The organism is Lysinibacillus sp. FSL K6-0075 (assembly GCF_038592945.1).
Classification (GTDB): domain Bacteria; phylum Bacillota; class Bacilli; order Bacillales_A; family Planococcaceae; genus Lysinibacillus; species Lysinibacillus fusiformis_F.
This window is the reverse complement of the sequence record NZ_CP151947.1, coordinates 1,614,222-1,627,113: the sequence shown is the minus strand read 5'-3', so window position 1 is coordinate 1,627,113 and position 12,892 is coordinate 1,614,222. Positions and strand designations below refer to the sequence as shown.

Sequence of the window (12,892 nt, the reverse complement as noted above, 5' to 3'; positions counted from 1 at the left end):
AATCAGAACCCCTTTGCATATTGACGATGCTCGTCAATTTGAGCTTGTAATTGAGGTAGTTGATCACTATGGAATTGCTCCAAAATAGCATTCGCTATTTCCCAGGCAATAACATGCTCTGCAACTACAGATGCTGCAGGTACTGCACAGCTATCAGAGCGCTCTACGCTTGCTTTAAATGGCTCTTTTGTTTCGATATCTACACTTTGTAATGGTTTATATAAAGTAGGAATTGGCTTCATCACACCACGTACTACAATAGGCATACCTGTAGACATACCGCCCTCTAAGCCACCAAGTCGATTGGTTGCACGTGTATAGCCTTCTTCTTCAGACCAAATAATTTCATCATGCACTTCAGAACCTTTACGACGTGCCATTTCAAAGCCAAGTCCAAATTCTACACCTTTAAAAGCATTAATGGATAGCATAGCTGCTGCAAGTTTCGCATCAAGCTTACGATCATAATGTACATAAGAACCTACACCTGCTGGCATGCCTTCTACAATAACCTCTACAACTCCACCAATAGAATCACCAGCTTTTTTCGCTTCATCAATGGCCTCAACCATTTTGGCAGAGGCTACTGGATCTACACAGTAACAAGGATCAGCTTCAACTATGGCACGAATTTCTTCTGTTGTTTTTCCTTCTACTAAAGATGTATCTGCCTTAATTCCCACTATCTCTGTAACATGTGCAACAATGGAAATGCCTAGTTCATTAAGTAAAGCCTTTGCCACTGATCCAACTGCTACACGTACAGTTGTTTCACGTGCAGAGGAACGCTCTAATACATTCCGTAAATCACGGTGACCATATTTCATGCCCCCAACTAAATCGGCATGACCTGGTCGAGGTCGTGAAATTTGACGTTTGATATCTTCAGGATTGATATCATCAGCCAATGGCTCAGCTCCCATAATTTTAGTCCAGTGCTTCCAGTCATCGTTTGTGACAACGAGTGCAACAGGAGAACCAAGTGTCTGACCATGACGAACACCCGCAACAATCTCTACTGTATCTGTTTCGATTTGCATGCGGCGCCCACGTCCATGACCTCCTTGGCGTCGTTTTAAATCGTGGTTAATTTTTTCTGCTGTAATGGGTAAGAGTGACGGTAAACCTTCAATAATTGTCGTTAATTGAGGTCCATGTGACTCACCTGCTGTTAAGTAACGCATAAACACTTTCTCCCTTCAACTCGCTAAAGTATGTATTTTTCACTATAACATATATTCTTTAAAAAAACAGTCCTTTTACAAATGTCTTTTAAGTACCTACCATTTTCATAGATCTAAATGTGAATATTCTGAACGGCAGTTATAAAAAAACACTAGCTAAATTTTATAAAAAATACGCCTTTGCTTATGATAAGCGAAAAGCGTATGAAATATCTATGTTTAATGCTTGGCCAACTTTATGTACATGACTAATTGTGTCATTTGTACAAAGCTTTTCATCCATATTATTAATTATTTTTGCGATAGAAGAATGTGTCTTCTACATCAAACTCATAACGTGCTGGATTAAAGATTTGCTCTGTCGATCCAACAAATAAAACGCCGTCCTTGCGTAGTGCTTTACTAAAATTATTATAAATTTGATCTTTCGCTTCTTCTGTAAAATAAATCATGACATTGCGACAAACAATTAAATCATAATTGCTGTCATAAGAGTCATTCAATAAATTATGTTTCTTAAAGGTTACACAACGCTTAATTTCATCCTTCACACGATAGAAGGAGCCTTCTTGTTCAAAATACTTTGCTTTAATGTCATTTGGCACCTCGGCTAAAGAGCGTTCAGGGTAGACACCTAACTTCGCTTTTTGTATCACATTCTCATCTAAATCAGTGGCAATAATTTGAATTTGAGATAAAGGCACCAATTGAGATAATACCATTACTAAAGAATATGGTTCTTCTCCTGTTGAACAAGCAGCACTCCAAATTTTTAAACGCTTATTTGTTTGTAAGAGCTTCGGAAATATTTTCTTTTGTAATACTTCCCAGCGCTTTCCATTGCGATAAAATTCAGAAACATTGATCGTCATACGATCTAAAAATTCATTCATTAAATCACGATCTTGTTCAAGTGCCTTTAGAAAGTCTACAAAATTACGATAGCCCTTTTTCTCATAAAGAGAGGTTAATCGTCTTTTCATTTGCGCTTCTTTATATAACGCTAAATCTATTCCTGTTTTGCGCTTAATACCTTCTATAAACTGTTCATAATCAGACATATGGTCATCTTCCCCTCTAGCGTCGTATTACCATTATAGCGGAAAAGTCCCAATCCTGAAATAGTCTTTCTCATGTATACTCATCTACTTGCTTGCGTTTTGTTTTTCCTCTAAAAGTAATACTTTCGACTGTTCTAATTCAAGGCGCATTTTTTCTGTTTCGATCGTATAAGTTTCTAACCTAAGCTTTTCTAATTCTACTTCTTTTTCAACAGCCTTCAGTTTTATTTTTTGTTGTCTTGTAAGAGCGTCTGTAAAAATTCCAGCTAGAGAAATAATGACGCCTCCAATTATCGCTACAATGGCAATTGACAATCCGTCCACATCCTTTCGTTACTAAGATTATACGGCAAAATGGAAAAAATAGTTTCATTTTTCAGGAATTTATTCCAATAAAAAATGAAGGTAGTTTTTCACCACCCTCATTCTATCCATTAACGTTAGACTTGTATGCGATACTCTTTTAAATCTTCTCGTAATTTAGCCTTTAAGAATTTACCTACAGACGTTTTTGGTACTTCGTCAATGAAGACAATATCATCAGGAATCCACGTTTTATGGAATTGTTGCTGTAGACTCTCTAGTAACTCTTCTTTAGTAATCGAATCCTTAAATTCTGGCTTTGCTACAACGCAGGCTAATGGTCGCTCCAGCCACTTTTCATGTGGAATGGCAATAACAGCCGCCTCAAAGACCTTTGGATGGGACATCAATGCATTTTCAAGCTCTACTGAAGAAATCCATTCACCGCCACTCTTAATTAAATCCTTTGTACGGTCAGTGATTTTTATATAGCCATCTGTTGTCATCACGGCAATATCACCTGTGTAGAGCCAGCCGTCCTTAAAGGCTTCTTCCGTTCGTTCATCATGATAGTACTCATTGGCAATCCATGGACCTCTGATCGTTAGCTCTCCCATCGTTTTGCCATCCCAAGGCACTTCTCCATTTTCATTGACAATCCGTGTATCAATAAGAGGCATGGTCATGCCTTGTGTAATCCGAACATTCATTTTTTCATCAGCCGTATAGTCCTCCATATGTGTTAAATACGTGGATAGGCTTACAAGCGGTGATGTTTCGGTCATACCGTAGCCTGTCATGTACGGAATATTGAGTTCTTGTTCAAAGCCTCGGACAAGACCAATTGGTGAGGCAGATCCTCCACAAACAATTAATCGCATAGACGATAGGTCACGAGGATTTTGGCGCTGCTCCTGTAGAACGCCCAGCCATATTGTCGGTACGCCTGCTGTCAACGTGACTTTATATACATCAAATAACTCAAGCAATAGCTGTGGTGTAAACATTGGACCCGGTAAAACCTGTGTAGCACCAAATGCGACACCTGCAAATGGTAATCCCCATGCATTCGCATGAAACATTGGTACAACAGGTAACACCACATCTGACTCACAAATCGCAATACTGTCAGCAAGACCAGCTGTTAAACTGTGGAGTACAATACTGCGATGTGTATAGACAACTCCCTTTGGCATACCTGTCGTTGCACTTGTATAGCACATGCCTGCAGGTGTATTTTCATCTAAATCTTCTGGGAATGTGAACTGTTCATCTGCCTCTGCAAGTAGCGCTTCATAGGAAAGAGCATTGGGAATCGGCATCGATTCTACTGCAACAGCATCGCCCATAATGATAAAATGCTTGACCGTTTTCAGCTGTGATACGATTGGTGCAATCAATGGCACTAGATTATCATCTATTAATAAAATTTCATCCTCAGCATGATTGATGACATAGGCAATATGCTCAGGGGCTAATCGAATATTAATCATATGCAGTACTGCTCCTGCACATGGTACAGCAAAATAGGCTTCTAAATGGCGATGGTGGTTCCAAGCAAATGTGCCCACCTTCATTCCTCGCTCCATTCCTAGCTTCGTCAGAGCATCAGCTAATTGGCGAGTCCGTTTGACATATTCTTTATACGTGAACTCATGAATAGTAGTGGCGCTTGTTCGAGAATAAATTTTCTTTGAGTGAAAAAATCGTTCTGCGCGATTCAAAAAACTTGTTAATAATAAGGGTGTATCCATCATATGCATTATACCGCTTCCCTTCATCTACGATTTTTTGAAACGATCAAGACTAAAACTATTTAATCTAGATTTTGCCGTTACCTAGGTTGCATGCGAATGGCACCATCTAGACGAATGACCTCTCCATTTAACAAGCCATTGTGGATAATACTTTCAACCAAAAGGGCATATTCCGAAGGTTTACCAAGTCGCTTAGGAAACGGTGTCATTTGAGCAAGAGCCGCTCTTGCAGGCTCAGGTAACGAAGCAAACATCGGTGTTTCAATTAATCCTGGCGCAATGGTCATCACACGGACACCGATTTCCGCAAGCTCTCTTGCAATCGGCAACGTCATCGCCGCTACCCCACCTTTTGACGCGCTATAAGCAGCTTGTCCAATTTGGCCATCAAATGCAGCCACAGACGCGGTATTAATAATGACGCCACGTTGTCCATCCTCATTTGGCTCATTATGCTGCATTTTATCCGCAACTAGGCGGATGACATTAAACGTACCAACTAAATTAACAGCAATCACTTTTTCAAATAGAGCAAGGGCATGTATACCACGCTTGGAAATAACTTTACTCGCATCTGCAATGCCAGCACAGTTCACTGCAACATTGACCTTACCAAAAGCTGCAACAGCCTGCTCAAGGCCTGCCGCCACGTCCGCTTCCTTTGTGACATCCACTCGTGCATAAAGGACATTTTGACCTAATTCCTCCACTAGAGCTTGTCCACGCTCATCATTGACATCAAAAATAATCGCTTTGCCACCCTGTCCTATCAGTTTACGAACGGTTGCCTCTCCTAAACCTGAGGCACCCCCTGTTATGACGGCCACCACTTCATGTTCTTTCATCAGACATATCCCCTTTTACATTTTTTCAATGATCGTGGCATTGGCCATTCCCATGCCCTCACAAATCGCCAACAAGCCGTAACGAAAATTCTCGCGCTCCATGCGATAAAGCATCGTCGTTAACAATTTCGTACCCGTTGCCCCTAATGGATGTCCCAGTGCAATTGCTCCACCATCAGGATTGAGTTTCTGTGGGTCTCCTCCTATTTCATGCAGCCATACGAGTGGCACAGGTGCAAAGGCTTCATTTACCTCATATGTGTCGATATCCTCTATGTTGAGACCTGACCGTTCTAATGCTTTTCTAGTAGCCTCGATTGGCCCTGTTAGCATTAATGTTGGATCAGAGCCCACGACCACTCTTGTCACAATTTTAGCGAGTGGTTGAATGCCCAATTCTTGTGCTTTATCCAATGCCATCACGACTACAGCTGATGCCCCATCACTCATTTGGCTCGCATTGCCCGCAGTAATCACGCCGCCATTCTCTTGAAAAACAGTTTTTAATCCATTTAAAATGTCAACGGTTGTTTCTTCACGAGGACCCTCATCAACAGCAAATGTTGTCACAGAGCCATCTTCTTGTGTAACTTGAATAGGTAGTATTTCAGCTTGGAAATGACCCGCTTCAATGGCAGAAAGCGCCCGTTGATGGCTTTGATAGGCATAGCTGTTTAACTGTTCTTTCGATAAAGACCATTGGGAGGCGATTTTCTCTGCTGATAATCCTTGATGGATAATATCATAATTTTCCTGTAAGCGTTTACTAGCATGTGCATGTTGCATGTTTGAGCCCATCGGTACTCTTGACATGCTTTCTACACCACCAGCAATGACAATATCCATATCCCCCGCTAAAATGGCCTGTGCTGCGAAGTGTACGGCTTGTTGGCTTGAACCACATTGGCGATCAATGGTTACCCCTGGCACACTATCCGGGAAACCAGCCATTAATAATGAGGTCCGCGCAATATTTGCACCTTGTTCAGCTGTTTGCGTCACACAGCCCAAAATGACATCATCTACTTGTGCCTTCTCAATCCCTGCACGTTTTACAGCCTCCTGTAACACATCCGCTGCTAAATCATCTGCTCGAACTTGACTTAACGCACCCCTACTTCGACCTACAGCAGTTCTCACAGCTGCTACAATTACCACTTCTCTCATGCTCATAACCCCTTTTCCTCGTCATCCTCACAGTGTATTGACGAGTCTACTAAACTATTCCTAACTTAATTATCAGAATATTACATCATTTATTGTACATGAGTAAGAAGTTTTTAACAATTCTATATGTATCTAGGAATAGATTATTTGTCGGAATAATATGCTGCACACTACCCAGCCCACCTTTTTGACAATAAAAAAAGCAATCCCAAAATTGAGATTGCCTAATCTATTCGAAATTAAACTAAATCTTCACCGAAGAATAAGCCGATTTCGCGCTCTGCAGAAGCAAGAGAGTCAGAACCGTGGATGATGTTGTGAGAAACAGTTGTTGCGTAGTCACCACGGATTGTACCTGGGTTAGATTCTTCAGGTTTCGTTGCACCCATCATAGTACGAGCAAGCTTGATTACGTTCTCGCCTTCCCATACCATAGCGAATACAGGACCAGAAGTGATGAAATCAACTAATTCACCAAAGAATGGACGCTCAGCATGCTCAGCATAGTGCTTTTCTGCTAATTCTTTAGGAATTACCATTAATTTAGCACCTTTCATTACAAAACCGCGACGTTCGAAACGATCAACGATGTCTCCGATTACTTGACGTTCAACGCCGTCAGGCTTAACCATTAAAAAAGTTTGTTCAATTGCCATGTTTAAAACACTCCTTAAATTCGTCTAACAGGTTTTACACCTACCGATAAATATTAACAAAAAATGAGCCTTTGTACAACAAAAAGCTAGAATTTGCGCTTACCCATGAACAATGCTACATCACGCAGTTTTTTCTTTACGGGATGTTTTGGTAAAGCATCAATTTCCTGTAAGGCTTTTTTCAAATATTTATCACTCATACGATTAGCTTGCTCAATTGCATGAGATTTACGCACATATTGCAACATATTTTGACGTTCCGGTTCTGTTAATGTGCCTGCAAAAACTTTGACTAAGTAAGGTTGCATCTCCGGATCATCTTTTAACAATAATATCGGTAAAGTAATATTGCCCTGCAATAAATCACTACCTGCTGGCTTCCCTAGTTCTTTATCGGTTGCCATGATATCTAAAACATCATCGATAATTTGGAAGCTCATGCCCACAAAGTAGCCGAAGCGCTTTAAATGTCGCACTGTTTTAGCATCCACTCCTGCCGCCACAGCCCCTAGCTCACAGCTGGAGGAAATCAGTAATGCTGTTTTTCGTTTTATTCTTCTAAAATAATCTTTTAAACCTTGGTCTAATCTAAATTTATCTTCAATTTGAATGACTTCACCGTTACAAATTTCCACCATCGTACGGGCTAAAATTTGATGAACAAGCGGGTTTTCTAACTTCGTAATATATTCCAGTGCACGTGCGAAAATAAAATCGCCTGTGTACATCGCTACCCTGTTATTCCACTGTGATTTGACAGTAGGGCGTCCTCTTCGCATATTGGAGTCATCAATGACATCATCATGTACAAGCGATGCCATATGAATGAGTTCTAAAGGTACTGCTACATCCTTCATCTTCTCAATGTCATAATCACCAAATTTTGCACCTAGTAACACAAAAATTGGTCGTATCCGTTTGCCACCAGCTTGTAATAAATGGAGAGAAGCATCGTTGATCAAATATGAAGATGAGTCCACCGCTTTTTCTAACTCTCGTTCAATGATATCGATATCTGATTTCAAATCGGAATAGAGTAGTTTTAACTTCATCTTTTCCACGTGTGAAAACCTTCCCCCATTAACGTACCTTTTTAAAGCCCATATGCATTGCCGCAGCCCCGCCACTGTATGCTTTGTACGTTACTTTTTCTAATCCTGCTTGCTGAAACAATGCCGCTAACCTCTTCATACCTGGGAAATCATTCGCAGATTCCTGAAGCCAAGAATACTCCTTATAGCTTTTCGCAAATATTTTACCAAATATCGGCATTATATATTTAAAATAAAAACGGAACAGTTGACGATAACCAGGAATTTCAGATTGTGATGTTTCTAAACACACCACCATACCACCTGGTTTAACAACACGATGCATTTCCTTCAACACTTGTAAATAATCAGGTACATTGCGAAGACCAAAGCCAATCGTCACATAATCAAACGTATCATCTGGAAAAGGTAATTCCATCGCATTTCCATGAATTAGTTCAATTTGTGGGTATGGCTCTACCTTTTTTTCGCCAACTTTCAACATGTTTTGACTAAAGTCCAGCCCTTTTACTTCTCCACTTTCTCCAACAGCCTCTGCCAATGCGATTGTCCAGTCTGCCGTGCCACAGCATACATCAAGTGCCTTTGATCCAGGTTTTACAGCCATGTGCTTCATCGTATCGTTACGCCAGCCAACATGCATCTGGAAACTAATTACACCATTCATTTTATCGTAGTTTTCCGAAATACTCTCAAATACTTCGTGAACATGTTCTTCTTTCGTTTTAGCCATTTTGAAAAACCTCTCTTATCCGTTAGTAGAAGCAATGGATGCCTCTACATGTGCATGTAAAGCTTGTTTGATATCACTTTGTAAAAAGGATGCATGATGAATGATCTGTGATAGCTCTGTTTTTAAATGCACAATTTTTCCTTGGATGACGCTATTAAAGGTTGCGCCATTTTGTCTGACACTATCTTCAAGTGCCTTACCCATTAAAGACATTTGCCCACGTTGATAAGCTGTCCATTCTTTTTCTAAACGCAAGATTAATAAGCTTTTTTCTATAAGTGGTATATATTCACTGAAAGAATAAAGATCAAAAAATTGAGCAATTAACCCGGATTCTATCGTACTCATCGACGCATACCACTGTTCGATTGTACGTTGTTCATTTTCATAAACTTTAATCTGGTTTTCACACCGTGCCACAATGCCTTGTGACAAGTTTCGAATCAATGCGACATTCCCTGACATCGCTAATATTTCATAATAACGACCACTATAAAAATCCCCAGCTAAAACGGTAAGTTGCTGTTCTTTTGATGTTGCATCTATTTCTTTTATATGATCGTGAGCCGCTAATGCTGCGTACACTATGCCAACAGTAATTGCAGCCTCTTGTTGCTCTTGTTGCCACTCTTCACCATTCAAAAACGGGATTAACAAATAAAACAATTGATTTTCATCTAGCACAGGTACACCTGTGTATTTTTGCAAAGTTCTATGACGAACATCCATGAAAATCTCTGTTTTTAACTGTGCAATTGAATTTTGAATGTATGTTGCATTCATAGACCTTACTCCATTTCACTTTCAGATACGTTAGCCCTATCCAAGGCTTAACGCTTGCTTACTGAGTCATTATAGCATACGCAACGATGCGGAATAAAAAAAATTTGCTTTCTTCATAGGACAGGCAGTAAAGCTTTCCCATAATTGAATGTAGGGATGCTAACTGCCCAAAAACCTTATACTCAGTTTTTCACATCTAGTGTTTTTATATGTGCTTGTTATATGCTAAACAGCATTAAAAACGATTGTTAGAAACCAGATTTCTTATTTTTTCGCTTCGCTATTGATCACGCCATGTGCTGTATGAATTTGTGCTTTACCACGTATTTTCATGGCAGACGTGTGTTCTGTAAATTGAGCAATCATTACTTCGCCGGCATCTAATTTCTCTGAATGATGGAATTTCGTATCTGTTCCACGTGTTAATCCAATGACATGTACACCATCTTCTTCTGCTTGAATAACAATATAATCTTGTGACATCTTTGTACACTCCTTAAATCCGACAAATTCTTAGTTCATCATAACATAATTAGACACGCAATTTAAGACATTTGAATAAATGACAGCACTTCTCTACGTTTCACTTCATCTTCCTCATAAATACCGCGTGCAACAGATGTTACCGTCTTGGAACCAGGTTTTTTTAAACCACGCATCGTCATACACATATGCTCAGCCTCGATCACAACATAAACACCTTTTGGCGCAAGCATCTCCATAATTGTGTCCGCTACTGAAGAGGTAATACGCTCTTGTAGTTGGGGTCTGCGGGCAATCGTTTCCACAGCACGTCCTAATTTACTAAGCCCAGCAACAACGCCGTCATTTGGTATGTATGCTACATGTGCTTTGCCATAGAAAGGTACTAGATGATGCTCACACATCGAATAAAAAGGAATATCTTTGACAAGCACTAATTCTTCATGATCCTCATGAAATACCGTTTTAAAATAATCTTTAGCATCCTCATGCAAGCCGCTGAACATTTCAGCATACATTTTTGCTACACGCTTCGGCGTATCCAATAAACCTTCACGATTTACATCTTCACCTACTGCTTCTAAAATCATTTTTACTGCTTCTTCTATTTTCAATAAATCAATATTCGACATTCAAAAAACCCTCCTGCATATCAAAACATTACACATTTCCCTATGCATCGTAGCACATCCAAAAGGTAAGCGCAAAATGACTTACTTGATTCATCAGAAATTCGCTTTTAGAGAAGCAAATCCCTGTATATTATTGTTATGTAAATTTCAAATTGAAGTTAAAAAGAGCAGCCTCCATGTTCGTTAACATGAAGACTGCTCTATGTAACTACTAGACGTGTATTATTTTACCGCGTCTTTAAGCGCTTTACCTGGTTTGAAAGCAGGCACCTTGCTAGCAGCGATTTCGATTTCTTTACCAGTTTGTGGGTTACGACCTTTACGAGCCGCACGTTCACGTACTTCAAAGTTACCAAAACCAATTAATTGTACTTTGTCACCCTTTGCAAGAGCATCTTGAATTGTATCAAATACAGCTTCAACTGCTTTAGAAGCGTCTTTTTTAGAAAGACCTGCAGCTTCAGCAACAGAGTTTACTAATTCTGTTTTATTCACACCATTCACCTCCTCTCAAAGGGTCATGAACCAATTCTGTAAAAAGAGTAACACATAGAAAACCGCTACGCAACTGTATTCATACATGATTATAACCAAAAAATCAGTTTTTCACCCAAAAAACAAAAATAAAAGGACTTTTCGCATAAAAACGAAAAGCCCTGCGTATATTTTTTGCATTTTTTCTGAATTTTATCACTATAAAATAAATGTTACTAAACCACGATCACCTTCGTTGACCATACGTTCAATCGTTTGACGCATCCGTTTTTTGGCAGTAGTTGGGACAGCATCCATTTTATATCGTATCCCTTCTTTTAATACTTCATGCAATGGTGTGCCAAAAAGTTGTGTATTCCATAGCGCATCACGATCATGTAAATAAGCATGATTTAAATCTTTTAGAAGTTGCTGACTATGGAATTCTGAGCCAATTAATGGTGCAAATTCTGACTCCATGTCAACTCGAATAATATGGTAAGATGGTGCTTTCGCCTTCATTCGTACGCCAAAGAAATTATTTTGTTTAATTAGCTCTGGGGCTGTTGGCTCAAATTCCTGCATCATCGGCAATGTCACGCCATAACCCGTCGTATCAGCATCTTGAATAGCACTTTTAAAGCGTTTTTGAGCTTCTTTCGCCTCTGACGCCTCTTTGATAAAGAGTAACCAATCTTTTTTCGTTTCAATCGGCTCCTCTAGCCATTCATTACAAACTGATTTAAACAATTCACCTTGTAGGGATACCCGAATCACAGCCGTTCCAATACCTGCATCTACATGAACAACTTCACTTTGGTCAATAAAGTCAATGGCTTTAAAGGCATCTGACGCCTGTTGCACATCTCGAATTTTCATCACAGAAGAAAGTACTTCCTCCATCGAATCAATCAATGCAACATTTAATGGATGAGTGGCATCTAACACATCCAGCCAGTCTGGTTTCTCCACCTCAATTGTACGAATTGGGAACTCAAATAACGCCTCTTGTAAAATATATTGAATATCCGTCTCTCTCATTTGATCGATGGACATCGCAATAACGGGAACATTGTAACGTTCAAACAATTCATTGCGAAGCTGAACTGTTTCTTCTCTCGCGGGCATTTGGCAATTGAGTAAGATGACAAATGGTTTGCCGATATCTTTTAATTGCTCCACAATTTCCTCTTCTGCCTTCTCTGCGGCACGGCGGCTAATTCCGTTAACCGTACCATCAGTCGTTACGACAATACCAATATTCGCATGATCACGAATTACCTTATCAGTGCCAATTTTAGCGGCTTCCTGAAATGGGATAGGCTCTGTATGCCAAGGCGTATGAACAAATTTTGGTCCATTTTCATCCTCATAGCCTTTTGTCCCATCAATAATATAACCAACACAATCTGCTAAACGAATTTGGAATGGCATTTCATCTTCTCCGACCACAATACGGGTTGCTTGGGCAGGCACAAACTTCGGCTCAGCAGTCATAATGACTGGCCCCGGAGAACTTTGTGGCAACTCATCTTGTGCTCGCATTCTTTCCGTTTCATCCACAATATTTGGTAACACGACTGATTCCATTACCTTTTTTACAAATGTTGATTTACCTACACGTACTGGACCGACAACACCAATATAAACATCGCCATTTGTGCGCTCTGCAATTTCTCTAAATACTGCTTCACTCAAGGTTTCTGCCTCCTTTATCTACGCTTTTTCACTATATGCGAGCCTGTAGACAAATATGAAAAAG

Annotated in this window: 14 protein-coding genes; all 14 read right to left on the bottom strand. The window is 39.9% G+C overall.

The genetic code is table 11. The annotated features are described in order from the left end of the window. Nucleotides 1-2: 2 nt before the first annotated feature. The 14 genes from aroC to spoIVA all read right to left on the bottom strand — a co-directional run bounded on the left by aroC (nucleotide 3) and on the right by spoIVA (nucleotide 12,828). Entirely contained in the window at nucleotides 3-1,184 is a 1,182-nt protein-coding gene (aroC, locus tag MHB65_RS07830) for a chorismate synthase (protein WP_342443017.1), read from the bottom strand. Nucleotides 1,185-1,471: 287 nt separating this feature from the next. After that, nucleotides 1,472-2,245, bottom strand: a complete 774-nt coding sequence (locus tag MHB65_RS07825) for a protein-glutamate O-methyltransferase CheR (RefSeq protein ID WP_205442364.1) — start codon at nucleotides 2,243-2,245, stop codon at nucleotides 1,472-1,474. Nucleotides 2,246-2,329: 84 nt separating this feature from the next. Beyond that, the gene (locus MHB65_RS07820) at nucleotides 2,330-2,560 is read right to left on the bottom strand and encodes a hypothetical protein (protein WP_205442363.1); all 231 of its coding nucleotides are present in this window, start codon (nucleotides 2,558-2,560) and stop codon (nucleotides 2,330-2,332) included. 125 nt (nucleotides 2,561-2,685) lie between these two features. Then, the gene (locus MHB65_RS07815; RefSeq protein WP_342443016.1) at nucleotides 2,686-4,311 is read right to left on the bottom strand and encodes a long-chain fatty acid--CoA ligase; all 1,626 of its coding nucleotides are present in this window, start codon (nucleotides 4,309-4,311) and stop codon (nucleotides 2,686-2,688) included. A gap of 71 nt (nucleotides 4,312-4,382) precedes the next feature. Further along, nucleotides 4,383-5,150 (bottom strand): 3-hydroxyacyl-CoA dehydrogenase, encoded by a 768-nt coding sequence (locus MHB65_RS07810; RefSeq protein WP_342443015.1) that lies wholly within the window; start codon nucleotides 5,148-5,150, stop codon nucleotides 4,383-4,385. Nucleotides 5,151-5,165: 15 nt separating this feature from the next. Next, nucleotides 5,166-6,317, bottom strand: a complete 1,152-nt coding sequence (locus tag MHB65_RS07805) for a thiolase family protein (RefSeq protein ID WP_342443014.1) — start codon at nucleotides 6,315-6,317, stop codon at nucleotides 5,166-5,168. A 239-nt stretch (nucleotides 6,318-6,556) separates the two neighbouring features. Next, the gene (gene ndk, locus MHB65_RS07800) at nucleotides 6,557-6,973 is read right to left on the bottom strand and encodes a nucleoside-diphosphate kinase (protein WP_004232627.1); all 417 of its coding nucleotides are present in this window, start codon (nucleotides 6,971-6,973) and stop codon (nucleotides 6,557-6,559) included. An 86-nt stretch (nucleotides 6,974-7,059) separates the two neighbouring features. Further along, a complete protein-coding gene (gene hepT, locus MHB65_RS07795; RefSeq protein ID WP_205442358.1) occupies nucleotides 7,060-8,034 on the bottom strand; it encodes a heptaprenyl diphosphate synthase component II in 975 nt (324 codons plus the stop codon). 19 nt (nucleotides 8,035-8,053) lie between these two features. After that, nucleotides 8,054-8,758, bottom strand: a complete 705-nt coding sequence (locus MHB65_RS07790; RefSeq protein ID WP_342443013.1) for a demethylmenaquinone methyltransferase — start codon at nucleotides 8,756-8,758, stop codon at nucleotides 8,054-8,056. 15 nt (nucleotides 8,759-8,773) lie between these two features. Beyond that, nucleotides 8,774-9,541 carry a heptaprenyl diphosphate synthase component 1 gene (locus tag MHB65_RS07785; RefSeq protein ID WP_342443012.1) on the bottom strand — a complete coding sequence of 256 codons (768 nt, stop codon included), beginning with the start codon at nucleotides 9,539-9,541 and terminating at the stop codon, nucleotides 8,774-8,776. Nucleotides 9,542-9,805: 264 nt separating this feature from the next. Next, nucleotides 9,806-10,024 (bottom strand): trp RNA-binding attenuation protein MtrB, encoded by a 219-nt coding sequence (gene mtrB, locus MHB65_RS07780; protein ID WP_004232621.1) that lies wholly within the window; start codon nucleotides 10,022-10,024, stop codon nucleotides 9,806-9,808. A gap of 62 nt (nucleotides 10,025-10,086) precedes the next feature. Continuing rightward, nucleotides 10,087-10,656, bottom strand: coding sequence for a GTP cyclohydrolase I FolE (gene folE, locus MHB65_RS07775; protein WP_205442354.1), 570 nt, complete (start codon nucleotides 10,654-10,656; stop codon nucleotides 10,087-10,089). 222 nt (nucleotides 10,657-10,878) lie between these two features. After that, nucleotides 10,879-11,151 (bottom strand): HU family DNA-binding protein, encoded by a 273-nt coding sequence (locus tag MHB65_RS07770; protein ID WP_004232618.1) that lies wholly within the window; start codon nucleotides 11,149-11,151, stop codon nucleotides 10,879-10,881. A gap of 198 nt (nucleotides 11,152-11,349) precedes the next feature. After that, a complete protein-coding gene (gene spoIVA / locus MHB65_RS07765; RefSeq protein ID WP_342443010.1) occupies nucleotides 11,350-12,828 on the bottom strand; it encodes a stage IV sporulation protein A in 1,479 nt (492 codons plus the stop codon). Nucleotides 12,829-12,892 lie beyond the last annotated feature (64 nt).

What these genes read in the sequence shown, in the direction of transcription:
- aroC (WP_342443017.1), bottom strand. Translation starts at nt 1,184, where the DNA reads ATGCGTTACTTAACAGCAGGTGAGTCACATGGACCTCAATTAACGACA.
- MHB65_RS07810 (WP_342443015.1), bottom strand. Translation starts at nt 5,150, where the DNA reads ATGAAAGAACATGAAGTGGTGGCCGTCATAACAGGGGGTGCCTCAGGT.
- MHB65_RS07805 (WP_342443014.1), bottom strand. Translation starts at nt 6,317, where the DNA reads ATGAGAGAAGTGGTAATTGTAGCAGCTGTGAGAACTGCTGTAGGTCGA.
- mtrB (WP_004232621.1), bottom strand. Translation starts at nt 10,024, where the DNA reads ATGTCACAAGATTATATTGTTATTCAAGCAGAAGAAGATGGTGTACAT.
- MHB65_RS07790 (WP_342443013.1), bottom strand. Translation starts at nt 8,758, where the DNA reads ATGGCTAAAACGAAAGAAGAACATGTTCACGAAGTATTTGAGAGTATT.
- MHB65_RS07825 (WP_205442364.1), bottom strand. Translation starts at nt 2,245, where the DNA reads ATGTCTGATTATGAACAGTTTATAGAAGGTATTAAGCGCAAAACAGGA.
- MHB65_RS07815 (WP_342443016.1), bottom strand. Translation starts at nt 4,311, where the DNA reads ATGCATATGATGGATACACCCTTATTATTAACAAGTTTTTTGAATCGC.
- ndk (WP_004232627.1), bottom strand. Translation starts at nt 6,973, where the DNA reads ATGGCAATTGAACAAACTTTTTTAATGGTTAAGCCTGACGGCGTTGAA.
- MHB65_RS07785 (WP_342443012.1), bottom strand. Translation starts at nt 9,541, where the DNA reads ATGAATGCAACATACATTCAAAATTCAATTGCACAGTTAAAAACAGAG.
- folE (WP_205442354.1), bottom strand. Translation starts at nt 10,656, where the DNA reads ATGTCGAATATTGATTTATTGAAAATAGAAGAAGCAGTAAAAATGATT.